General features: G+C 69.3%; 26 protein-coding genes. 13 read left to right on the plus strand and 13 right to left on the minus strand.

The features are described from left to right. The first annotated feature begins 110 nt into the window (after window positions 1-110). The 4 genes from DDE10_RS20455 (at window position 111) to DDE10_RS20470 (ending at window position 4,615) form a co-directional block, all read left to right on the plus strand. On the plus strand, window positions 111-1,196 hold the full coding sequence (locus DDE10_RS20455) for a S1C family serine protease (RefSeq protein WP_162806761.1): 1,086 nt from the start codon (window positions 111-113) through the stop codon (window positions 1,194-1,196). 148 nt (window positions 1,197-1,344) lie between these two features. Then, the gene (locus tag DDE10_RS20460) at window positions 1,345-2,421 is read left to right on the plus strand and encodes a sensor histidine kinase (RefSeq protein ID WP_162806762.1); all 1,077 of its coding nucleotides are present in this window, start codon (window positions 1,345-1,347) and stop codon (window positions 2,419-2,421) included. Next, entirely contained in the window at window positions 2,418-3,140 is a 723-nt protein-coding gene (locus tag DDE10_RS20465; RefSeq protein ID WP_114954665.1) for a LytR/AlgR family response regulator transcription factor, read from the plus strand. The genes DDE10_RS20460 and DDE10_RS20465 overlap by 4 nt, the downstream gene beginning before the upstream one ends. Window positions 3,141-3,349: 209 nt before the next feature. Then, on the plus strand, window positions 3,350-4,615 hold the full coding sequence (locus DDE10_RS20470; protein WP_114954666.1) for an amidohydrolase family protein: 1,266 nt from the start codon (window positions 3,350-3,352) through the stop codon (window positions 4,613-4,615). Window positions 4,616-4,813: 198 nt separating this feature from the next. Here the strand turns inward: DDE10_RS20470 and DDE10_RS20475 are convergent, their stop codons facing one another. Both DDE10_RS20475 and DDE10_RS20480 read right to left on the minus strand, forming a co-directional pair. After that, entirely contained in the window at window positions 4,814-4,993 is a 180-nt protein-coding gene (locus DDE10_RS20475) for a hypothetical protein (RefSeq protein ID WP_114954667.1), read from the minus strand. Window positions 4,994-5,190: 197 nt separating this feature from the next. Beyond that, window positions 5,191-6,060 (minus strand): LysR family transcriptional regulator, encoded by an 870-nt coding sequence (locus tag DDE10_RS20480; protein ID WP_114954668.1) that lies wholly within the window; start codon window positions 6,058-6,060, stop codon window positions 5,191-5,193. Between the two features lie 100 nt (window positions 6,061-6,160). Between DDE10_RS20480 and bla the strand changes: the two genes are divergently transcribed. From bla to DDE10_RS20500, 5 genes are all read left to right on the plus strand, one after another. Beyond that, window positions 6,161-7,057, plus strand: a complete 897-nt coding sequence (gene bla / locus DDE10_RS20485; protein ID WP_432653745.1) for a subclass B3 metallo-beta-lactamase — start codon at window positions 6,161-6,163, stop codon at window positions 7,055-7,057. 66 nt (window positions 7,058-7,123) lie between these two features. Further along, window positions 7,124-7,279 carry a GFA family protein gene (locus tag DDE10_RS23620; protein WP_162806763.1) on the plus strand — a complete coding sequence of 52 codons (156 nt, stop codon included), beginning with the start codon at window positions 7,124-7,126 and terminating at the stop codon, window positions 7,277-7,279. Between the two features lie 14 nt (window positions 7,280-7,293). Then, on the plus strand, window positions 7,294-7,725 hold the full coding sequence (locus tag DDE10_RS20490; RefSeq protein ID WP_114954669.1) for a lysozyme inhibitor LprI family protein: 432 nt from the start codon (window positions 7,294-7,296) through the stop codon (window positions 7,723-7,725). 149 nt (window positions 7,726-7,874) lie between these two features. Beyond that, a complete protein-coding gene (locus tag DDE10_RS20495) occupies window positions 7,875-8,120 on the plus strand; it encodes a hypothetical protein (RefSeq protein ID WP_114954670.1) in 246 nt (81 codons plus the stop codon). A 149-nt stretch (window positions 8,121-8,269) separates the two neighbouring features. After that, window positions 8,270-9,457, plus strand: a complete 1,188-nt coding sequence (locus DDE10_RS20500; protein ID WP_114954671.1) for an MFS transporter — start codon at window positions 8,270-8,272, stop codon at window positions 9,455-9,457. A gap of 53 nt (window positions 9,458-9,510) precedes the next feature. Here DDE10_RS20500 and DDE10_RS20505 read toward each other — a convergent pair whose 3' ends face one another. Then, a complete protein-coding gene (locus tag DDE10_RS20505) occupies window positions 9,511-10,065 on the minus strand; it encodes a helix-turn-helix domain-containing protein (RefSeq protein WP_114954672.1) in 555 nt (184 codons plus the stop codon). 76 nt (window positions 10,066-10,141) lie between these two features. Here DDE10_RS20505 and DDE10_RS20510 point away from each other — a divergent pair, with 76 nt between their 5' ends. Further along, complete coding sequence (locus DDE10_RS20510) at window positions 10,142-11,380, plus strand: vanadium-dependent haloperoxidase (protein WP_114954673.1); 1,239 nt, start codon at window positions 10,142-10,144, stop codon at window positions 11,378-11,380. A 68-nt stretch (window positions 11,381-11,448) separates the two neighbouring features. On the opposite strand, the gene DDE10_RS20515 is transcribed toward DDE10_RS20510, so the two are convergent. After that, window positions 11,449-12,195, minus strand: coding sequence for a winged helix-turn-helix transcriptional regulator (locus tag DDE10_RS20515; RefSeq protein ID WP_284734792.1), 747 nt, complete (start codon window positions 12,193-12,195; stop codon window positions 11,449-11,451). A 168-nt stretch (window positions 12,196-12,363) separates the two neighbouring features. Here DDE10_RS20515 and DDE10_RS20520 point away from each other — a divergent pair, with 168 nt between their 5' ends. After that, the gene (locus tag DDE10_RS20520; protein WP_114954675.1) at window positions 12,364-13,542 is read left to right on the plus strand and encodes an acyl-CoA dehydrogenase family protein; all 1,179 of its coding nucleotides are present in this window, start codon (window positions 12,364-12,366) and stop codon (window positions 13,540-13,542) included. 18 nt (window positions 13,543-13,560) lie between these two features. Here DDE10_RS20520 and DDE10_RS20525 read toward each other — a convergent pair whose 3' ends face one another. The 3 genes from DDE10_RS20525 to DDE10_RS20535 all read right to left on the minus strand — a co-directional run bounded on the left by DDE10_RS20525 (window position 13,561) and on the right by DDE10_RS20535 (window position 14,754). Further along, complete coding sequence (locus tag DDE10_RS20525) at window positions 13,561-14,094, minus strand: GNAT family N-acetyltransferase (RefSeq protein WP_114954676.1); 534 nt, start codon at window positions 14,092-14,094, stop codon at window positions 13,561-13,563. Window positions 14,095-14,099: 5 nt separating this feature from the next. After that, window positions 14,100-14,387 (minus strand): chorismate mutase, encoded by a 288-nt coding sequence (locus DDE10_RS20530; protein WP_284734793.1) that lies wholly within the window; start codon window positions 14,385-14,387, stop codon window positions 14,100-14,102. A gap of 115 nt (window positions 14,388-14,502) precedes the next feature. Next, complete coding sequence (locus DDE10_RS20535) at window positions 14,503-14,754, minus strand: glutaredoxin domain-containing protein (RefSeq protein ID WP_114954678.1); 252 nt, start codon at window positions 14,752-14,754, stop codon at window positions 14,503-14,505. A 186-nt stretch (window positions 14,755-14,940) separates the two neighbouring features. Here DDE10_RS20535 and DDE10_RS20540 point away from each other — a divergent pair, with 186 nt between their 5' ends. Next, entirely contained in the window at window positions 14,941-16,194 is a 1,254-nt protein-coding gene (locus DDE10_RS20540) for a cysteine desulfurase-like protein (protein WP_114954679.1), read from the plus strand. A gap of 187 nt (window positions 16,195-16,381) precedes the next feature. Beyond that, the gene (locus tag DDE10_RS20545) at window positions 16,382-16,960 is read left to right on the plus strand and encodes an outer membrane protein (protein ID WP_114954680.1); all 579 of its coding nucleotides are present in this window, start codon (window positions 16,382-16,384) and stop codon (window positions 16,958-16,960) included. 90 nt (window positions 16,961-17,050) lie between these two features. On the opposite strand, the gene DDE10_RS20550 is transcribed toward DDE10_RS20545, so the two are convergent. The 6 genes from DDE10_RS20550 to DDE10_RS20575 form a co-directional block, all read right to left on the minus strand. Next, the gene (locus tag DDE10_RS20550; protein ID WP_284734794.1) at window positions 17,051-18,079 is read right to left on the minus strand and encodes an extracellular catalytic domain type 1 short-chain-length polyhydroxyalkanoate depolymerase; all 1,029 of its coding nucleotides are present in this window, start codon (window positions 18,077-18,079) and stop codon (window positions 17,051-17,053) included. 194 nt (window positions 18,080-18,273) lie between these two features. Then, window positions 18,274-19,026: a sulfotransferase-like domain-containing protein gene (locus DDE10_RS20555; protein WP_284734795.1), complete on the minus strand. Its 753-nt coding sequence runs from the start codon at window positions 19,024-19,026 to the stop codon at window positions 18,274-18,276. After that, the gene (locus DDE10_RS20560) at window positions 19,023-19,946 is read right to left on the minus strand and encodes an aminotransferase class IV (protein WP_114954682.1); all 924 of its coding nucleotides are present in this window, start codon (window positions 19,944-19,946) and stop codon (window positions 19,023-19,025) included. The genes DDE10_RS20555 and DDE10_RS20560 overlap by 4 nt, the downstream gene beginning before the upstream one ends. Window positions 19,947-19,986: 40 nt before the next feature. Next, a complete protein-coding gene (locus tag DDE10_RS20565; protein ID WP_114954683.1) occupies window positions 19,987-20,412 on the minus strand; it encodes an MAPEG family protein in 426 nt (141 codons plus the stop codon). A 121-nt stretch (window positions 20,413-20,533) separates the two neighbouring features. After that, window positions 20,534-20,935, minus strand: coding sequence for a cupin domain-containing protein (locus DDE10_RS20570; RefSeq protein WP_114954684.1), 402 nt, complete (start codon window positions 20,933-20,935; stop codon window positions 20,534-20,536). A gap of 129 nt (window positions 20,936-21,064) precedes the next feature. Next, entirely contained in the window at window positions 21,065-22,471 is a 1,407-nt protein-coding gene (locus tag DDE10_RS20575) for an Nramp family divalent metal transporter (RefSeq protein WP_114954685.1), read from the minus strand. Between the last annotated feature and the right edge of the window lie 101 nt (window positions 22,472-22,572).

Here is a 22,572-nt window from a genome sequence, read left to right on the forward strand (position 1 = left end):
CCACCTTGGCAGATGGCTCGACTCCCCGTCAAGCTACGCGATCTGCGTTGGTCCGAAATCAACTTGGTTCGCGTGCGAAACGGTGGGGTCCCGACCAGATCGGGGGTATGATGAAGCTCCGCTCCGTTCTTCTCCTTCTGCTGCTCGGCACGTCGTCCGCAGCTTCCGCCGTCGACTGGCATTGGCTGGGGACCTGGGGCGAAGGCCGAGAGAGCTTCAATGCCTACATCGAGAACGAATCGGCCGACAATGACGGCAAGACGGTGATCTGGGGCTGGGTCTTCACCCACAGGATCGCGCCCGACGCGGACGGCGAGGTCGCCTCAAGGGCCTTCTTCGCCTGGGACTGTCGGGCGCGGCGCTACGCCGTCGGCGAGCGCACGCGTTTCGACGCGGAGGCCCGCGAGATCGGGGTCACCGATCATAGCGCCGACGGCGTCCAGGTCCCGCAGACCATGAGCCTGGGCCAGGCCATGCTGGAGGTCGTCTGCGGCGAGACGGCAGCGCGCGAAAGCGGCATTACCGATCCCCTCGCCCATTCGCTGGCCGCGTTCGAGGCCGGAGGCGCCCACGCGGCGGCCGAAGGATCGGGCCTTTCCTCCGGCACCGGCTTCTTCATCGGCGCCGCCGGGCACGTTCTCACCAGCTATCATGTCGTCGAGGGCGCCCGCCGCATCGGCTGCCGCACCGTGGACGGGCAGGTGCACGATGCGCGCGTCGTCCGGTCGAGCGCGGCGACCGACCTGGCCCTGCTCCAGGTCGACCGGCGCCCCACGCACTATCTCGGCTTCGCGCCTGCCGGCTCGGCGCGCGAGGGCGACCGGGTCTTCACCATCGGCTTTCCGGCGGTGCAGATGCTGGGCAGCGAGCCCCGCTTCACCGACGGCACGATCAGCGCGCTCTCGGTGGCCGGCGAGAATTCCTTCCTTCAGACGTCGATCCCAATCCAGCCCGGCAACTCGGGCGGTCCGGTGGTCACCGAATCGGGCCAGGTGGTGGGGATCATCTCCGCAACCGCCGCGATCGAGCCCTTCTACAGCAACACCGGGGCCTTGCCTCAGAACGTCAACTGGGCCGTCAAGGCCGAATATGCGGCGCCTTTGCTCGCCCCTGCGCCGCCGGCGACGCCGCGCACGCGCGAGCAGGCGATTGCGCTGGTGCGAAGCTCGGTCTGCCTGATCGTGGCGGAGCAATGACCGGGGCGGCGCTCCGCCGATGCGTTCGTTCGCATGGCGCGTACGCACCCCGTCATCAGGTTTGATCAGGCCCGAGCCCGGCGCCTCGCGCGCGGCGGCGCCTCTGTGGCGGAATGACCGGCACCGCATCTTCCGGCATAAGGGTGCCGTGGACGGGGACGAGCGGCTTTGGCTGGATGCGCGCGGCTGGGCAAAGGTCGCGGCCTTGTGGGCGGGCATTTCGATCGCGTGGACGCCCGCAACCTTGCTCATCGGCCCCGGGGCCGTCTTCGAGGTAGCGGCGCTGGGTTCGGCGCTGCTGCTGAATCTGATCCATTTCGCGCCATGGGCGCTCTCGGTGCCCTGGTTTCTCGCCCTCGCACGCCGTTTTCCGATCGGCGTCGGCCCCAGCGGGCGCCGCCATGTCGCGCTGTTCGCCTTGCTCTCGCTGGCCGTCGTGCCGCTGTTCACCGCGGCGGGCACGGCCGTCTCGCGCCTCCTGCTGGGCGCAGCGGGGGGCTTGGGTCCGGGCGAAGCACTCGCCGGCTTCTGGCAAGCCGTCCTGATCACCGGCCTTTTCGCCTTTCCCACCTATCTGGCCCTGGTCGCGATCGGACAGACGATGGCGTTCGTGGAGCGCGATCGGCGCCGCGAGCGTCTCTTGTCGAAGGCCCGCGCCGACGCCTTGCGGGTCCAGGTCGCTCCGCACTTCCTGTTCAATGCGCTGAACGCGATCTCGGCGCTCGGCTATTCCGATCCGGCCCAGGCGGATCGCGCCATGGTCAGGCTCGCAGCGCTGCTTCGCGCGACGCTGGAACGTCCGGAGCGAACATCGCTTCGTGACGAGCTGATGCTGATCTGCGATCAGGTCGAGCTTCACCGCTTGCTGCTCGGCGACCGGCTGACCTTCGATCTCGAAGTCGAGGCCGATGCCTGGAAAGGAGAGGTGCCGGCACTGCTGCTCCAGCCGCTGGTCGAGAACGCCCTCGTCCACGGCCTTTCCCGGCTTCCCGAGGGAGGGCGCCTCACCATTGTCGCTACGCGCGATTGCGATGATTTGATCATCGAGATCGCGAACGACGCGCCGGCACGCGCCGGAGAGTCGCCGAGGCCCCGGATCGGCATCGCCAACGTCGAAGCCCGGCTCGCTGTGGCCCATCCCGGCCGGTCGACGCTCGACTTCGGGCTCGCCGGCGGCAGGGCACGGACGGTCCTGCGCCTGCCTTTCGTCGCCGAATCCTCATGATCCGCGCGGCGATGATCGAGGATGTGGCGCTCGCCCGCGATCGGCTGCGTCACATGCTCCAGGTCCACGGCGATCTGCGGCTGGTCGGCGAGGCCGGCGACATGAAGCGCGGCGCCGCCCTCATCCGCTCGGCCGAGCCCGACCTGCTCTTCCTCGACGTCACTCTGCCCGACGGCGAAGGGCCGGACCTGATCCGCGGCCTGCCCCGCGAGCAGCGCCCGCTGGTCATCTTCCTCACCGCGCGCGCCGACCACGCCCTCCCCGCCTTCGAGGTCGAAGCGATCGATTATCTGCTGAAGCCGGTCGGCGAGGAGGCGCTGGCGAGGGCGCTCGATCGTGCGCGACGCCGCTTGGCCGCCGGAACCGAGGCGCACGCCCCATCGAGGCATATCGCCGTTCGCGATGGGAGCCGAACCGATCTGGTGCCGATCGACGCGATCGATCTTGTCGAGGCGGCGGGCCATTATCTTTGCATCCACGCCGACGGACGGGTGCATCTGCTTCGCGAGGCGCTGGCGGTCCTCGCCGATCGGCTCGGCCCGGCCGGTTTCGTTCGCGTCCACCGGTCCGCGCTCGTCCGCGCCGGAGCCGTCGAGACGATAACCGAAAGGCGCAATGGCGACGCCGACCTGCGGCTGCGCAGCGGCGCCACGGTGCCGCTGAGCCGAACCCATCGTCCGGCGCTGGAGCGGGCGCTCGGGCGCAAGAGCGGTTTCTAGTCGGATGGGACCAGTCAATCGCGGCAAACCAAGACGCTGACCGGATGATCTGAGGCAATCAGATCATCCCGCCTGGTCGCGTCGTGCGGGAGACGCTGGTCCCGGCTCGTGCCTTGCGGCGCACGGCTGGCGCCCGGACTGGTCCGCCGCCCTTGTCTCTGAGGTACGAGCAGCCGCACGGGGCGGCGGATGTTCGACCGGAGGCCGCCATGCTCCCCTTCCGACTGCTTGCCGCTCTGCTTCTCGCCGCCACGCCCGCCTTCGCCTTGCAGCGTCCCGCTGCCGAAGCACCGGCGCCGGCGCTCGAGCTGCGCGGAGGGCTGTGGTTCGACGGCGAGCGCTTCTCGCCCGGCTCCTGGTATTCGATCGACGGCAGACTGACGGCGAGCCGGCCGGAAAGGATCGACGCCGTCCTCGACCTCACTGGCCGCTTCATCCTCCCGTCGCTCATCGAGGCGCACAATCACGACGCCCAAAGCGGTCGATTTGGCGCGATTTCCAATGCCAAGAACATGCATGCGGGCATATTCCATTCGATCCAGCTCTGCTCGCGACCGTCCGCGCGGGAGGACTATGGCGGATTCTTCGGCCAACCGGGGATGATGACGGTGCGCTATGCGGAGGCCTGCCTCTCCGCCGCGGACGGCCACCCCCTCGGCATCGCCTTGGCGTCCTCCCGGCAGTTCGGAATCGAGATGGAGCCGGCGGAGGCGCGGCGCTTCTACGATCCCGTCGACACGCTTGCGGATCTGGACCGCCTGTGGCCGGAATTGCTGGAGCGTAGGCCGCGCCTCATCAAGATCATCCTCATCAACAGCGAGCGGCGTGCCCAGGAGCTCGCCGACCCGTCCACCTTCGGCTTTCGCGGAATCGATCCGGCCCTGGTCGTTCCGATCGTCGAACGCGCCCACCGGGCCGGCATTCGCGTCGTCGCCCACGCCGACACTGCGGCGGACTTCGCTATCGCCGTCCGGGCCGGAGCCGACATCATCGCCCATTTGCCGGGCTACCGGATCGCCCCTGGGATGAACGCGGCCAATTACCGTCTTTCCGACGCCATCGTCGCCGAAGCCGCCCGGCGCGGAACCATCGTCATCACCACCGCCGGCGTCGCCCGGCACGACATGGCGCGCAGGCCGGAAAACGCCGCGACCCTGCAGGCGCTCCAGCGCGAAAATCTCCGCCTCCTTCGTGATGCGGGCGTCACGCTCGCGCTCGGCAGCGACGATGTGATGGGCACGGTGGTGGACGAGCTCGTCTATCTCGACGGGCTCGGCATCTTTCCCCGGGGAGAGCTGCTCCGCCGCGCCACCGCCGATACCGCCCGCGCCATGTTCCCGGAGGCAGCGATCGGCCGCTTCGCCGAGGGCGCCGAGGCGAACCTGCTCGCCTTCGATGGCGATCCGACGGTGGATATCGAGATCCTGCGCCGTCCGGTGCTGCGGGTGCAGCGGGGAATGGTGCTCGGCCGGTGACAGAATCTTCGTTTCATGCGCGAGAAGGCGAGGCGTGAGCCTGGTGATCCGAGCGCTCGCGGCCGATTTCCAGGGCGGAGATCGACCCCGTCGCCGGCCGTGCAGGCGGGCGCCCGGCCGGCGCCGCCGGGACTCGCGACCGGTCCGGTGTCGCTCCATCGCGCTTGGTGCTGGCCGCCGCCAGGTGCCTTCCCGGCTCTATCGCAGCTTCGCGATCCGAATGCCGTCGGTCCTGGCGCGGTCCTCGACCGATTCCTCGCTGCGGGTCAGGGCCTTGGCGATTGCCTTGAGCCCCATGCCCTTGCCGGCCAGCACGCGCAGCTTCGCGATTTCCTCGCTCGTCCAGGGCTGGCGATGACGGACGAACGGACGCGCCATCAGGTCCTTGCCACCACGCCCTTGGTCGAGGGATTGGCGGCGATCTTCTTCGCCACCTCCTTCTTCGGCTTGCGGGCCTCCTTGTTGCTCTTCTTCTGCCCCTTGGCCATGACTGCTCTCCTCGCCGGAAGGTCCGGCGACGCGTTCCTAGCCCAGCCCGGCCCATAGGACTAGCGCCGCATGGTGGCGCCGGCCGTCTAGGCGGCGGCCTCCCCCTCGAGCCATTCGCGAAAGACGCGCATCGCCGCTGTCTCGCGCCGTGAATTCAGCCGGGTCAGCCAATAGCGGCCGGCCGGGAGCGCGATCGCGAACGGCTGTACGAGCCGTTCGGCCGACAACTCGTTCGCGAACATCACCGGCGGCGCGAGCGCGATGCCATGGCCGGACAAAGCCGCGGCGATCATCAGGGCCGAACTGTCGAAGACCGGCCCGCGCAGCGGCGGACTGGCGGCGCCGGCCAGCGCGAACCAACGCGGCCATTCGTCGGCGCGGTAGGAGCGCAGCAGCGTCTCACGCTGCAGGTCGGCGGGCGCCTTGAGACGCGCCGCCACCGGCGGCGCGGCGAGCGGCGCGAGAGGCGCGTCCAGAATCGGCACGGCCTGGGTGCCGTGCCAGGCGCCGTCGCCATAGCGGATCGCGCAGTCGAGGCCCTCGCCGGCGAGGTCGACGCGGTTGTTGTTGGTCATCAGCCGCAGGTCGATGCCGGGATGATCGCGCGCGAAGCGGTGGAGACGGGGAAGGAGCCAACCCACCGCGAAGGTGCCGATCACGCCGACATTGAGCACCTCGCGGAAGCGGCCGCCGACGAACAGGTCGAGCGTGGCTCCGACCCGATCGAAGCTCTCGGCGAGCACCGGGACGAGCGCGGCGCCCTCGTCGGTCAGGGCGAGACCGCGGGGCAACCGGCGGAACAGCCGCGCGCCGAGACGCTGCTCGAGCAGGGCGACCTGATGGCTGACCGCGCCCTGGCTGACGCATAGTTCGATGGCGGCGCGGGTGAAGTTGAGATGGCGGGCGGCGGCCTCGAAGGCGCGGAGCTGGTTGAGCGGGAGCTGGGCGCGTTCCATGGCCGATCCATGAATGCTTCTCATGGCTTCGTCGAGAGAAGATGCTTTGTGCCCTCGGACGGTAGCGGGCATCGATCGGCGACCGGCAAGGGAGGCCAGGATGAAGACAAGGATGCAGTTCATGGCAGGATTGATGGCGGCCGCGCTGGCCGTGGCGGCGCAGGCGCAGCCGGCCGACGACCCGCTGACCCGGCCGATCGCCCCGGAATATTCGGCTCGATGGCTCGGCGCGCAGGCGCCGGCTCGGATACATGGGCGGACCCATGCCGTCGGTTTCGAGGGGTTGAACGTCGTGCTCGTCGATACCGGCGACGGCCTGCTCCTGTTCGACGGCGCGGTTCCCCAGGCGGTGGACGAGGTCGAGGCGAACATTCGCCGGCTCGGATTCTCGATCGACGACGTCCGCTACATCTTCAGCACGGAGCCGCATTACGATCATGCTGGCGGCATCGCCGCTCTGGCGCGCGACAGCGGCGCCACCGTGGTGGCGAGCGCAGCCGCGGCCGAGGTGTTGCGCAGCGGCCGCGTCGGTCCCGAAGATCCGCAGGCGGCGCACCTGCCGCCCTTCCCTGCGGTCGAGACCGTCCGCGTCGTGGCCGACGGAGAGACGCTGCGGCTCGGCGATACCGAGGTGGTTGCCGTGGCGACGCCGGGACATACCGTCGGGAGCATGAGCTGGCGCTGGCGCTCCTGCGAGCAAGCCGGCTGCGCGAATATCGTCTTCGCGGCGAGCCTCAACCCGGTTTCGGCCGACGGCTACCGGTTCAGCGCACATCCCGAGGTGGTGGCGACGTTCAGGACCAGCCACGCCGTCTTCCGGGCTATGCCCTGCGATATTCTGCTGACCTCGCACCCCGACCAGCAACAGGCTTCGCGGATCTCCCGCCTGGCCGCTGGGCGCGTGCCCAATCCCTTCATCGACCCGGCAGCGTGTCGCGCTTATGCCGACACTAGCGAGCAGAGGCTGGCGGCGCGGCTGGCCGACGAGGCACGCTGAAAGACGCTTGCCTCCCCGCCCCTACGCGCCAACGGACCGGACGAGGGAAACCGAATCGCCATCGGCATGGGCCAATTCCACCTGCCCACGGCGACCCGGCTGGAGCGGCACATCCTCGTTGCCGAAAAGGGTGACGGATACGATATCGCCGACGGTCTGCCCCAGGAGCCCTGGCGCCGGCTGGCCACCCGCGCCCTGCTCGTCTATTCCGTCGCCGGGTGAGACGAGAGGCGAAGATGGTCCGGACCATGATCTCCATGTTGCGAGGTCGGCACCTCCTCGCGGCGACATTGCTGGCTGCGCCGGCAGCGGCGGCGGTTCCTGATTATGCGGCCTTCATCATCCCGGACGGCGCGTCCGATCGGGTGATCAGCGTCGAGCATTTCGCCTGCATGGCCGATCGCGGCTACATCGAGGCCGGATCGCACGAATGCGTCGAAGCCGAGCTGGCGCGGCTGCAGCCGCGCCTCGATGCCGCCGCGGCGGCGGCCGGGCGCGGGCTCGCGGAAGCGCAGGCGGAATGGGTCGCCACGCGCTGGGTGCGCTGCGACGCCGAGGCGGCGCTTGAAAGCGAAACGATGGCGCCGCTGGTTCGCGATGGCTGCCGCCTCGACGAGACCGTCCGCCGCCTGCTGTGGCTGGAGAGCCTCGCCCCGGCCAGGTCCTGAAACCCGCGGCTCGGAGCCTTTCCGGGACATCGATTGTTGAAATTTCCCGTTGCTCTCTCGGCCGCGACCGGGGACAACCGAGGCAGAGAGGATCGCATCGACCGCTCGACGGGGCGCTGGCCCCGGGGGCTTCGAACGGGAGATTGAGGATGAGCCTTCCCTTGCTTGCCTCCTTGCTGCTCGTCGCGGCGCAGGACCGTCTGACCACCCAATCGGAGGAACCGGTCGCGCCGGGCGACCGGCCGCCGGCGACCGGCACCCCCGCGCCCGCCGCTCCGCCGGAGGCCGAGGCGCAGGAACCGGAAGCAGGCCGTTCGGAAGAGGTCTGCCGGCGCGTGGCCGTCTATGACGATTTCGGCCGCCAGCGCAGCCGCCGGGTCTGCCGCCCCCGCTGAGGCGCCGGCCGCGACGCGGGCTCGCATCGGCGCATCCGGGCTTGGGTTTCGCGCGGTGATGGCGCGCGCATTCACCGGCCGGGTCCGGCTTTCAGCTTGATTGCCGCCTTTCGCCCGGCGAAAGCGTGATCCGGACGGGAGCGAGGCGAATGAAGGCGGAGAGCCGGATCGTGCTGGCGCTGGCGGCGAGCCAGGCGCTGCATCAGACGAGCGCGGTGCTGATCGTCACGATCGGCGGGCTCGCCGGAATGCTGCTCGCGCCCGAACCGGCGATGGCGACCCTGCCGCTGGCGACGATCGCGCTCGGCACGGCGCTCACGATCGTCCCGGCCTCGCTGCTGATGGCGCGGATCGGCCGCAAGGCAGGCTTTCTTATCGGCGCGCTCGCCGGCGCCGGCGCCGGGGCAGTCGGCGCGTGGGGCCTTCTCAGCGGCAGCTTCGTCCTGCTTTGTGCAGGCACGGGGCTGGCGGGAGTGTATCAGGGGTTCGCGCAATATTACCGCTTCGCCGCCGCCGAAGCTGCGGAGGAGGCGAATCGCGGCCGGGCCATTTCCTGGGTGCTGGCCGGCGGCGTGATCGCCGCCCTTGCCGGGCCTGCTTTGGGGACGTCGACGCGGGGCCTGCTCGCGGCCGATTATGCGGGTTCGTTCCTGGCCGTGCTCCTGCTCGGCCTCGCCGCCGCGGTCCTGCTCGCCTTCACGCGGCTGCCGCAAGCGGAGGCGTCATCGCCGGGCGAGGCGCCTGCGCGGTCGCTGCGCGAGATTGCGCGCCAGCCCCTGTTCCGCGTTGCGGTCATCGGCGCCGCCGCCGCCTTCGGGGTGATGGTGACGGTGATGACCGCGACGCCGATCTCGATGGTCGCGCACGCCCACGATGTCGGCAGCGCCGCCATGGTCATCCAGTGGCACGTGCTCGGCATGTTCCTGCCCTCCTTCTTCTCCGGGCCGCTGATCCGGCGGGTCGGCGCTCTCCCGCTCATGCTCGGCGGGACGGCGCTGCTGGCGGGCCATGTCGCTATCGCCCTCTCAGGGACGGCGCTGCTCAACTTCCTGAGCGGACTGGTGCTGGTCGGAGTGGGCTGGAACTTCCTCTATGTCGGGGGCAGCACCCTGCTCCTCGACACCTATCGGCCGAGCGAACGCGCCAAGGTGCAGGCGCTCAACGATTTCCTCATCGTCGGGGTGGCCGCCGCCGGCTCCTTCTCCGCCGGAGCCCTGGCCGACGCCTTCGGCTGGCGCGGCGTCAATCTCGCCGCCTTGCCGGTACTCCTCCTTGCCGCCCTTGCCATCGCCGCGGCGCTTCGACTGGAGCGGCGCAGGGTTTCAGCGATGAGCTGACCGGCATGATCGGTTCTACGCCCCTCATCGTCTTGGCGCGGGCGGCGCGTAGCCTATCGCTCCTGTCGACTCCAGGCGAGGCTGGGGCTTGATCCCGTCCAGCGCTTGAATGCGCGGGAGAAGGCGGCCGGATCGGAAAATCCGAGCCGGTAGGCGACCTCCTTCACGGAAGCGTCCTTCTCGCGCAGCAGGCGCAGGGCCAATCGCCGCCGTAGCCGCTCCACGACCTGCTCGAACGTCGTGTTCTCGGCCTTCAGCCGGCGATACAGCGTCTGGCGGCTGCAGCCCAATTCCCGCGCGACGGCCTCGATGCGGACGCCGCCCGCTTCGAGCAGCGGCTCGACGCTGGCTTCCACCCTGCGGGTGAATGGGCCGATGCCGATCCCGGCCTGGGCTTCGATCGCCTTGGCGAGGTCGCCGAGGCGGGAAAGCAGGCCACGCGCGCGATTCGTCGGCTTCGGACGCTCCGCGATCATCGCGCCCGCCCTGTGGCCGAGGCCCCGCCACTGGTGGAGGATACAGGAGTCGCGCCGGCCGCAATCGCCGCAGGCGCCCTCCAACATCTGGTCGATGCAACCGGCGATCATGACTTTGGCCCCCCGGATCATGTTCCTGGGTGTGTTGCTTCAATAATACTCCTGTTCCGGGGAGGCGCAAGCCCGCGCCTTCGTAAGGGAGGAAAGCATGAGAAGGGCTATCGGACTGCTCGCCGCCACGGTGGCGCTGATTGCTGCTCGGCCGGCTGCCGCTGACAGCGTGACGGACTGGATGGAAGTTGCGAACCGCTACTACCTCGCCGGCCAGGCCGCCCGCGGGCCGCGGTCTCCCGAGACCGAGCGGGCGAGCAGCCGGGTCGCGCTCGCCATGTTCGAGGCGGTGAATGCGATCGACCGCCGCTACCAATCCTATCTGGGTCTCGCCCCGGCCGACGCAGGCGCGTCGCAGGATGCGGCCGCCGTCACCGCCGCTTACCGGGTGCTGCTCCACCATTATCCGGCGCAGCGGACGGCGATCGAGGAAAGCCATGCCCTCGCCATGGCCGCCATTCCGGACGACCCCGCTCGGACGGGGGGAATCGCGGTCGGCGAAGTCGCGGCCGCTGCCGCCCTCCAGGCCGGCGGGGTCGATCCGGCGATTGCGCAGCGCCCCTACCGGCCGCGGACGCGCCCGGGCGAATGGGTCGCGACGGCGCTGCCGTCGCTCGAGCCCTATTGGGCCACCCTTCGGCCATGGGTGGCGTCGAGCACGGACTCGCTGCAGCCTCCGCCGCCGCCGCCGCTCGCCAGCGAGCGGTGGGCGCGCGACTATGAGGAGGTCAGGCGACTCGGCGGACGCGACAGCCGCGAGCGCAGCGCGCACCAGACCTTGGTCGCGCGCTACCGGCAAGCCGGCGACGTGATGCCGGCGCTTCGCCAGGTGAGCGACATGCCGGGGCGGACCAGGGTACGGAATGCGCGCATGTTCGCCCTCTACCAGATGGCCTTCGACGATGCGGTCCAGGCCATGGTGGTCGCCAAGCTTCATCACGATTTCTGGCGCCCGATCACGGCCATCCGCAACGGCGCGGAAGACGGCAACGACGCCACGCCGGCCGACGCGGAATGGCTGCCGCTGCTGGCGACGCCTAACTTCCCCGAATATCCGTGCGGCCATTGCACCGTCGCCGGCACCGTCGCCGAACTGATGACGGCGGAGACCGGCGTCAGCCCGCCCGGCGGCGTCCGGATAGCCTCTCAGTTGAGTCCCGACGCCGCGGTCCAGACTTTCCCGAGCTGGAATGCCTGGGCGCAGGAAGTGTCCGATTCTCGCATCTACGGGGGCGTCCATTACCGCTTCTCCAACGAGGCTGGCGAGCAGATCGGGCGCCGGGCGGCGCGGATGGCGCTGGAGCGGGCGCTTCGCCCGCTGCCGCCGGCACGCTGAACCGGCGCCGGGCTCCGGCAGCCCGTGATCCAGCGGTCGAGTCGGGCGGACAGCGTTCCGAAGAGGCTTCAGTCGAGCGCAGGCACCGGATTGGGGAGACTCGGCGCTGCCGGCGCCGGCTCGCCGCGGGCGAAGGGGCTGAGCCCGAGCCAGTCCTGCATGGTCCCGGCGAGGCCGGCATCGCCGATCAGCATCACCCGCCCCTGCGAAACCGCCTCGCGCACCGTCTCGACGCCCATCCAGACCGCCGTCATCGTCCTGAGGTCGGTGACGACATAGAGATCGACGTCGAACCCGGGATCGATCAGGCAAAGGTCGGGCGGACCGTCCTCGTCGACGATGAGCCACCAGAGCCGCTCCTCGTCCGGCTGCTCGGGATATTGGAACTGGATCACTTGCCGCTGACCCGTGAGCGGCGAGAGCATCAGGTTGCGGCGCATGTCCCACATCAAAAGGGTGCCGTCGAGCCGCTGCAGCGACAGCTCCGATCTCACCCAGCGCTGGCCCCAGCGCCCGAACGCCTCGACCAGCGGCCCCAGTTCGGCGCCGGCATCGGTGAGCGCATATTCGTGGATCCCAGGATCGGTGCGGGAGGCGACACGGCAGACGATGCCGGCACTCTCCAGCTCCTTGAGTCGCTGCGAAAGCAAAGCCGGCGACATGCGAGGTACCCCGCGGCGAAGCTCGTTGAACCGGGTCGAACCGGCGAGCAGCTCGCGCAGGATCAGGATCGTCCAGCGGGTGCAAAGCAGCTCGGCCGCCATCGCGACCGGACAGAATTGACTGTAGCTGCGCTCGCCCATGACACGCCTCACTGGACCTCCAGTCTACGCCCGCCCGGACCCGGTGACCAGTTCAGTTTCCATACCGGCGGAGTTCAGTTGCTGAACTAGCCGTGGGCCGGAGCGGCGACCATGATCTGCGGCACGGGGGCTTGAGAGTCGACATGCGCCGAGGCGCGCGCGACAAGAAGGAGCCGATTGATGTCGATTACAAACGGTCTGGCGCTGCCGGCGCTGGAATGCGGACTTGCCGAAGCCGCGGAAGGAGGCGCCGTGGACTGGATGGCGGCAGCAGAGCGGGTCGCCGCCGAGGCCGAAATCGAGGCAGCGGCGCATGACGAAACGGACCGCTTCGTCGCCGAGGGCTATTCGCGGCTGAAGGCCGCAGGCCTGTTCAAGGCGCTGGTGCCGGTCGAGCTGGGCGGCGGCGGTGCCGACTATCGCGATATTGCCGGCTGCATCCGGCGAATCGGCGTCGCCTGCGGGTCCACTGCGCTCGCTTTCTCGATGCACTGCCACCTCGTCGCCGTCGCGGCCTGGCGGTGGCGTCACCAGGGGGCACCGACGGACGGCCTGCTGAAACGGGTCGCGAACGAGGATCTGGTGCTGGTCTCGAGCGGCGGCTCGGACTGGCTGCCGAGCGGCGGCACCGCGGTGAAGGTCGGAGGCGGCTATCGCATCACCGCACGCAAGCCCTTCTCCAGCGGCAGCCCGTTCGGCGACCTCTTGGTGACCAGCGCTGTCGATGAGACGGCAGAGGATGGACCGACGGTTCTCCATTTCGCCGTTCCGATCGAGGCGCCAGGCGTGCGGCGGATCGACACCTGGCGGACGCTGGGCATGCGCGGCACCGGCTCGCACGACATCCTGCTCGAAGGCGTGTTCGTGCCCGACGCCGCCATTTCGGGACGGCGCCCGCAGGGGAAATGGCATCCCTTGTTCCACGCCATTGCCATGCTCGCCTTTCCGCTCATCTACTCGACCTATGTCGGCGTCGCCGAAGGCGCGCGGCGGCAGGCGATCGCCGCGGCACGCGGTCGCACCGGCGATCCCCACCTGCCCTACCTCGTCGGCGAGATGGAGAATGCCTTCGCTCTGGCCGAAATGGCCCTCGATCGGATGATCGCCGATGCCGCGACGGCAGTCCCGGGCCCCGAGACGACCAGCCGTGCCATGATCGGGCGCACGCTCGTCGCCCAGGGCGCGATCGCCGCGGTCGAAAAGGCGATGGAGGTGGCCGGCGGCCCCGGTTTCTATCGCGCCTTCGGCCTCGAGCGCGCCTGGCGCGATGTCCAGGGCGCGCGCTACCACCCGCTCCAGGAGAAACCGCAGGCGGCCCTTTCCGGCCGGGTGGCGCTCGGTTGGGACATCGACGGATAAACAGGGAAAGAGGGATCCTCAGCCTCGCCGGCGCCACTGCTCCCGCGTCTGGCCCCAGACGTCGACTCGAAAGCTCTCATAGGGCGCCGGCAGGCTGCCGGCGCCCCGATTGGCGGAGCCGAGCCGCCGCGCGACGGCGATCGATCCGGCATTCTCCGGATCGATCGTGTGGATGACATCGGTCCAGCCGAGATGGTCGAAGGCCCAGTCCATCGCTCGGGCGGCGCCCTCGGTGGCATAGCCCCTGCCCCAGGCGTCGCGGCGGAGGCCCCAGCCGACCTCGGTGCCGGGCCAGCCTTCCGGCTGCCAGGGGCCGAGACGGCCGATCCAGCGGCCGCTCGCCTTCTCGATCACCGAGAACATGCCGAAGCCCTTGAGCGACCAGGAACCGGTCATCGCCGCCATCGCCCGCCAGGCTGCCGCACGCGGCATTGTTCCGCCGATGAACCGGGCGGCCTCCTCGTCGCCGAACAGAGCCGACCAGCCGTCGAGATCCTCCTCGATCGGCGGGCGCAGGATCAGCCGCTCGGTCTCCAGGGTTGGACCGAGCATGTCGCTCAATCCGTAGCGGCCGCGGAAGCGCGATCGTCGTAGCGCTCCAGCTCGTACGCGATCGACGCTTCGATAAGCCGCTCGTACAGCTCCGCCGCGACCTCCGCCGGCACGCCGTTCGCGGCGGCATGGCCGGCCACGTTGCCGAGGACTTCCGCTTTTCGGCCGTCGTCGCGGATCTTGTCGCGGCCCGGTTTGATCCGGGCGGCCGCCTCCATGAATCGGAAGCGTTCGCCGATCAGGGTCAGGATCTCGCGGTCGATCTGATCGATGCCGGCACGCACGTCGAGCATGGTGCGACAGAGATTGGGCGGCTTTCTGTGATCGAGCATGGTGCTCTCTACCGCCGTCGCGCACGCTGTCCAGCGGTCGCGACGGCGCCGGCACCGTCGTCCCGTGTCAGGACGGTTAGCCGCGTCCGGAAAGATAGCGCTCAAGATCGTCGCTGCCGCCGATGCGCGCGTCGTCGATGAAGATGAGCGGGGTCGTATCGATTCCGTGCTCGACCTTGAACGCCTCGACCTCGTCCCGGCTCGAGAGAATCCGGTCTTCGACGGCGAAGCCGTTCTGCTCGAGCAGCTGGCGGGCGCGCACGCCGAAAGGACAGGTGTGGTCGGCGAGGACCATGCGATAGAGCGTGGCGCGGGGGTTGTCGGCCATGAAAAGTCCTTTCTTTGCGGTGAGTTGCACGCGGGTGAGGTAAACGGCGGCGGGCGCCGCGGCGTTCCGGGGGCTGTTCCGAAAAAATGCGGGCCTCGCCCTGGTCCGGTCCGGACGACGCCAGGACCCTTGCGTCGGCGCGACCGGCATCCGAAGAACGCCCGTCATCACCAGCCGGAGCGCGACATGAGCTTTCCCATCGATCAGGTGCGCGCGGAATTCCCCGCCCTCGCCGTCCAGGAAGCGGGCGGGGCGCGCATCTACTTCGACGCGCCCGGCGGCACCCAGGCCTGTCGCCGGGCGATCGACGCCATGGCAGGCCATCTCGCTTTGGGCACCGCCAATGCCGGCGGCGCCTTTGCCGTCTCCGTCGAGACCGACGCGATGAGCGAGCGGGCGCATGCGGCCGCGGCTGATCTGCTCGGCGGCGAGGCCGGGGAGATCGCCTTCGGTCCGAACATGACCTCGCTGACCCTGTCGGTATCGCGGTCGCTGGCGCGGGACTGGCGGGCGGGGGACGAGATCGTCCTGAGCCGCCTCGATCATGATGCCAATGTCTGGCCTTGGGTCATGGCGGCGGAGGACCGCGACGTGACGGTCCGATGGCTCGACCTCGATCCAGCGGACGGGACGTTGCGGCTCGACCAGCTGCCGGGGCTGGTGGGCCCGCGCACCCGCCTCGTCGCCTTCGGCGGGGCAAGCAACGCGCTCGGCACCCTCAACGACATCGCCGAGATCGTTCGCCTCGTGAAGGCCGGATCGGAGGCGATCGTCTTCGTGGATGCGGTCCAGTCGGTGCCGCACGTTCCGACCGACGTGCGTGCGCTCGGCTGCGACCTCCTCGCCTGCTCGCCCTATAAGTTCTTCGGGCCGCATCAGGGCATACTCTGGGGTCGTGCGGAGCTGATGAAGACGCTCGAGGCCTACAAGGTTCGTCCGGCCTCGACCGAGCCGCCGGCGGTCCGCTTCGAGACCGGGACCCCGAGTTTCGAGGCTCAGGCCGGATTGCTCGGTACGATCGACTATCTGGAGTGGCTCGGCCGGGCGCTGGCGCCGACGCCTCCGGCCAGCCGCCGCGACGCGCTGCTCGCCGCCATGCAGGGCTGCGTCTCCTACGAGCGGATCCTTGGCGAGCATCTTCTCGACGGGCTACGGCAAATCGAGAGCGCGACCCTCTACGGACCGCCGACGATGGACGGCCGGGTCCCCACCTTCGCCTTCACGCTCGACGGCGTTCATCCGCGCGATGTCGCCGAGCGGCTGGCGCGCCATCGCATCCATGCCTGGTCAGGGCATTTCTATGCGATCGAGCCCGTGCGGCGGCTCGGCCTCTGGGAGAGCGGCGGCCTGGTTCGCGTCGGCCTCTGCCACTATTCCACCCTCGCCGAGGTCGAGCGCCTGCTCGATTGCCTCGCAGGCATCGCGGCCGGCGGCGACTGAGGGTTCCCCGCCCGTCCGAATGACGGATTCGTCGCGCAGGCCGCGGATTCGTCGACCCCTCCAGCAGCTTCGTCGCAGCGCCGATTCCCGACGGAATCGGCGTGGCTAGGGGCCCCGGCACCGCGGCGATCCCGCCGCACGCTTCATCCGAAGCAGGTCCGAAGCCCAGAGAGCATAAGGGGTAGAAATGAAACTGATTCATGTGCTTGCCGCCGCCGCGACGACCTTTGTCGCGACGCCCTCGATCGCCGCGCCGGTTGCCGGCGGCCGTGTCGAGGCGATCATCGGCTGGGACAATAGCCAATTCGACGTCGACGAGTTCGGCTTCGGCGACGTCGATCGCGACGGCTTCCTCTACGGCATCCGCGCCGGCTACGATTTCGGTGTCAGCGACACCGTGTCCATCGGCGTCGATGCCGAGCTCACCGATTCGACCGCCGATGTCGACCTGGTCGACGGCAACGACTTCGCGGAAGTCAGCGTCGGTCGCGACATCTATCTCGGCGCACGCGTGACCGGCGCCGTGGCCGAGAATTTCAACCTCTACGGTATGCTCGGCTACACCAACACCCGCATCCGCGCCGACGCCCGCGTCGGGACCACGACGTTCAGCGATGCGGCCAATGCCGATGGCATCCGCGCCGGACTGGGCGGCCAATATTATGTGGCGAGCAACGTCTTCGTCGGTCTCGAATATCGTTATTCGAACTACGAAGCGGACTTTTCCCGCCATCAGGTCGCGGCCACGCTGGGCTTCCGCTTCTGAGCGGACCGCCCGCAGCCTCGGCCTCGCGCCGGCAGGACAGGGGAGGCGCCGGCGACGGCGTCTCCCTTTTTCATGCGCGGCCGCGCCGTCCTATTTCAGCAGCCCGGCGCTTCGGAGCGCCTCCTCGATCGTCTTCTGGACTCCTGAAGCCGCCGACAAGCCGGCGCCTGCGCCGCCGACGGGTGCCGCCGGCGCCTTGACCGTCGCCGGTCGGGCCGGACTGGCCTGTGGCTCGGGCGCGATCCCGAAGAAGGCGGCGATGGTGTCGGTCGAGCTGAGTCCGACGTCCAGCATGTGTGCGCCTACTTCACCCGATTGTCCCTCTGCGGTTCCCGGATCGAGCGGGACGCCGTGCGCCATCCCCTCCAGCTCGTAATGCTCGACGAGGACCTTCCCGTCGGCACCCGTCCAGGCGCGGCGCGGATGCCCGGCGACGATGTCGTTGCGGCTCGGCTGCGGCGGCAGGCCGTGAACGTCCGTCCATTGCAGGACGATCGCATCGGCATTGCTCGCGACGACGGTGCGGTCGGCATTGCCCTGCCAGACCTGGATGCGTGGCCAGGTTCCCCGGTGCGGGGATGCCCGCCGGATGCGGTCGCCCAGTTCCCGCGCGCCGCCGCGGGTGCGCCCGTTCATGCACTCGAAGGCTTCCGCCACACCGCTGGCGCAGCCATAAGCGACCCCGGCGATGATCGCGCCGGCCGCGAACGTCTCGGGATAGGTGGCGAGCATGACCGAAGCCATCGCGCCGCCGGCGGAGAGGCCGGTGACGAAGATGCGGTCCGGGTCGATATCGTGCGTTCTGCGCATCGCGTCGATCATCGCGCGAATCGAGGCCGCCTCGCCCATGCCGCGCTGGCTGTGATTGGCCGAGAACCAGTTGAAGCAGAGCATCGGATTGTTGTCGCGGCTCTGCTCCGGGAAGAGCAAGGCGAAGCCGTGCCGGTCGGCAAGGGCGGACCAGCCCGATCCCTGATCATATACCGCTGCATTTTGCGTGCACCCGTGAAGGACGACGACCAGAGGCATCGACCCCTTGGCCGTCTCGGGCACGTGATAGCGGCCGGTGAGATGGCCGGGATTGTTGGCGAAGGGCCCCAGGTCCGTCAGGCGATCCACCGAGGGCGCCCGTGGGGCGAAGGCGCTGTAGCCTTTCCGGCTCGGCCGGAGCCGCAGTCCTGGTCTGATCGAAGGCATATTCTGCTCCCGCGGGCTGGAATCGACCCGCAAGGCCATAAAACCCTGGAGCGACTGATTTTGTTGCAGTGCAGCATAATTCGGATGGGCCGCACCGTCCAGCCTCGCCAGCAGGTCTAGGGCTGCGCACAAGGCGCAGCGCCGACGCGATGCGCGGCGAGCCGCTCGTAATAAGGGCGGCAACGCTCGGCCAGACGGCGAGCCGCTCCGGGAAGCGCGGCGCCGTCGCTCTCGGGTGCGCCGAATCCGGTGCTTGCCTCCACCTTCTGGTACCAGTGCGGCGCCCACGGGCCGTCGGTGGCGCGGCGGCCGGCCGGCCAGGCGAGCATCGCCGCGTCGAAGGCGATGCCGAGCGCGGCGCACAAGGCGGCGAGCGTGGCTGCCGGGTCGGCCAGGATATCGCCGGCATCGACGACCGGCGGAGCGCGGCCGAGCCGGTCGGCCTCGCGGGCGAAGAAATCGGCCTGCCGGTCGAGCCCGAAATCCTCGAATGCAGCCACCTCGCGCTTGCGCAGATAGGAGGCGATCATCCGCTCCGGCGCGCGGATCAGGAAGGCGTGGGTGAAGCCGGCGAAATCGCCATGGCCGATCGGACCGACCATATGGTGCCACATATGCTTCTGGTACCAGATCGCCGACCCATCCGGGACCGGGCCGGCGAGCGTGCGCGCGACCGACGTCCAGTCGCAGTCCATCGCGGCGATGACTTGGTCCCGCATCGGGTGGTCCGCCCCGCTCGTCCGCAGGAAGGCGCCGTAATAGGGCTCGTCGGTGACGAAGGTGTCCGCCCGGTTGCCGAAGCTGCGCATGAGCGCGGTCGAGAGATTGCGCGGCCCCGACCACATGGCGATGCGCATCGGCGCTGTCACGGCCGCTGCCGCGTCGCCACGTCGGCTTCGATCAGGTCGCGATAGAGGTTCTGGAGGCGTTCCACGGTCGGCCCGCGCCCGTCGGTGAGGTGGCGACCGTCCACCTCGCGGACGGGAACCACGCCGGCGAAGGTTCCGGTGACGAAGGCCTCGTCGGCCCCATAGACGTCGGTCAGCGAGAAGTTCTTCTCGAACACCGGGATTCCGGCCTCCCGGCAGATCCGGATGACGTTGCCGCGCGTGATCCCGCCGAGGCAATAGTCGCCGGAGGAGGTCCACACCTCCCCCTTGCGGACGATGAAGAAATGGGTGGAGTTGCAGGTGGCGACGAAGCCGTGGGGATCGAGCATCAGCGCCTCGTCGGCGCCCGCCTGCGCGGCCTGGATGCACGCGGTGATGCAGTTGAGCTTGGAATGGGAATTGAGCTTTGGGTCCTGGACCGCGGGATCGCCGCGCCGGACATGGACGGTGAAGAGGCGGATGCCCTTCTCGACCGTCTCGGGCAGCGGCGTCTTGTGCTCGGGGATGATCACGATCGTCGCGGGCGAGACGACGACGCGCGGATCCTGATAGGGCGTCGAGCGGATCCCCCGCGTCACCATCAGGCGGACGTGGACGCCCTCTTCCATCCCATTGGCGTCGATCGTTTCGTAAAGACGCTTCACGAGCGCCTGTCGGTCCAGCCCGATATCCATCGCGATCGCCTTGGCGCCTTCGAACAGGCGGTCGAGATGCGCGTCGAGAAAGGCGAACCGGCCCTTGTGGAGGCGGAGCCCCTCCCAGATTCCGTCACCGAGGACGAAGCCGGAGTCGAAGACCGAGACGGTCGCCTCGGCGCGCGGCTTCAGCGCGCCGTTGACGCTGATCAATATGTCCGCGTTGCGCGGGTCCGGGAGCGTGTCGTGGGTGCCCTTGGCCATGACGCGACGGTGGAACGCGCCGGAGAGGTTGGCAAGCGGCTCAGCTCCAAGCGAGCTCGACCGCGAAGCCGATCCACATCGCCGACAGGATCGCGCAGGAGGCGAGATAGACGAAGAAGCGCAGCGGGACCCGCCGCACGACGATGTGGATCCAGCTGTGCGCCGCCCGCAGCGCGACGAAGGTCCAGGCGAGGGCGACCTGGACCGTGCCGGCTTCCCCGGTGATCAGCAGCAGCGGCACCAGCGCGAAAAAGAGAAGCGGCATCTCGAGCAGGTTGCGCAGATTGTTGGCCGGCATCTCGACCGGCTCGAAGTAGCGCATGGCCGCCGCGCCGGTGGCGAAGTCCTCCGCCTTCGGCGGGTTGCGCCGGATGAGGCCGAGCCGCTGGACGAACAGGGTGAACCAGACCGCGAAGATCAGCGCGACCAGCGCCAGCGTCGGCCAGAGGATGGCCGTCCCCGTCATCCGCGTCCTCCCGCATTAATTTCGCATTGTTTATTGCGGAGGCAGCGCAAGGGGACAAGCCTCGCCTCCGCCGGCAGCACCGGCTGCCGGTTACGCGCCGTCTCTGCGAGTTGGCGACCGCCTATTCCGTGGTCTCGCCGTTCCACTCGTCATTGTCGTGGTCGCGCTCGGCCTGCTCCTTGGTCTTGTGGACGACGCCGTCGCGATGCTCGGGCGGCGCGTAGAGCGTGTAGAGCCGAAGCGGCTCCGAGCCCGTATTGACGACGTTGTGGCGCGCCCCCGCGGGCACGATCACCGCGAAATCGTCTTCGACACGGTTGGCGACGCCGTCGATCCGGATCTCCCCCTCGCCTTCCTCGATCCGGAAGAACTGGTCGCGATCCTCGTGCACCTCCTCGCCGATGTCGCAGCCCGGCGGCAGGGTCATCAGCACCAATTGCATGTTGCGGCCGGTATAGAGGACGCGGCGGAAATCCTCGTTCTCGACCGTCGCCCGCTCGATATTGTCGACATATCCCTTCATCCTAGCGCTCCTTCGGTCGATCAACGGGCCGTCCGCGGCTCCGTTCCGGTCCCCCGGAGGGTCGGAATCGTCTCGGGGCCGCACCCCGCCTCTCCCCCAATGCGGGCCGCTGCGCAAGCCCGCAAGACCTCACCCGCCGAGCAGGCGCCGGGCCTGGTCGTAGACGGTGATAGCGCTGAGAATGCCGAACAGCCCGGTGGCCCATATCAGAGCGGCGATCCGGTAGGGCGCCGGCCGCAGCGGCGGCGCCAGCAGGCGGCGGTTCAGCCGGATGAGAAGCGCCGAATAGAGCACCATCATGAAGGCGGCGACGCAGCCGGCGATGACGAGCAGGACCAGCGGCTGAGTAAGCCCGCTGGCGATGATCGTGATGCCGATCAGCACCAGCCCCCAGACCAAAGCCGCATAGAGCACGCTCTCGCTGCGCCCCTGCAAATAGGAGGTGCGCAGCACGTCGGCGGCGAGCCGGCTGGAATAATCGACGATGCCGAGCGCCGCCGCGAACAGGGAGAAGGCCCCGACCGCCCAGAACAAACGGCCGAACCAGGGGCCGACCCGCTCCGACAGCGCCTCGCCCTCGACCGCCAGGAAGGAGATGTCGCGCGGCAGATCGTCGCGGCCCGACAGGGTCGCATAAGCGAGCAGCGAGGTAAACAAGATGGTGACGAAGCTGATCGCGACGAAGGTGGCGAGCTGCTCGGCATTGGCGAAGCGCCACCAACGTCGCCAGTGCTCCATCGCCTCCGGCGTCGGCTCGAAGCGCCAGCCGGTGCCCGGCGCGGCCACCGGCTCGCCGGTGAAGGGGCTGACGATGCGCGGCGCGTGCGCGCCCATGCCGAACCCTTTGTCGCGGATCCAGTTCGACTGGCAGAGATTCTGCCCGCCGCCCGCGCCGGCATAAGCGAGCGCGCCGAGCAGCAGCGCCCAGCCGAGCTCCGCCGTCGGCAGCCGCACGTCGGCGATGCGGGCCGGCGCCTCTGCCCAGACCGGCCCCGGTATCGCGGCGACCGCGGCGATCAGCACTAGTGCGCCGACCGCCAGCACCTTGAGGAACTGGGTCCGCTCGAGCGATCGGTAGACGACCGGGGACAGAGTGAGGATGAGACCGATCGCGACGAGCATGCCGATCGCGATCCAGCTGACGCTGCCACCGAGCAGGAAGGTGACGAGGGTCGCTGCGCTCGTCGCCCATCCCGGCCACAGATTGGAGGCGAAGGCGAGCAGGACGAAGACCAGCCCCCAGTGGCGGCCGAGCCGGCTGAAGCCGGTGAGCACCGTCTCGCCGGTGGCGAGCGTGTAGCGCTCGATCTCCATGTTGATGAAATATTGGGTGGCGAGGCCGAGGGCGGCCGCCCAGACGAAGACCAGGCCGACCTGGCTGGCGATGTAGGGGTAGAGGATGAACTCGCCCGAGGCGAGGCCGACCCCGGCGGCGACCACGCCCGGGCCGATGATCCGGCCGACATGGCGCGGCGGCGGCGGCAGCTCGGCCACGCCATATTCGCCCAGGCGCCCGCCCGCTGCCTCCTCGCCCATATGCTCCTCCCCGCCTCCGCGCTCGGTACGGCGCTTTCCCGCCTTGATGCGGGGCGGGGCGCGGATCGGCAAGACCTAATGTTAGCGCTCACACAGGCTGC

Origin of the sequence: Sphingosinicella terrae, assembly GCF_003347635.1 — a bacterium.
Classification (GTDB): domain Bacteria; phylum Pseudomonadota; class Alphaproteobacteria; order Sphingomonadales; family Sphingomonadaceae; genus Allosphingosinicella; species Allosphingosinicella terrae.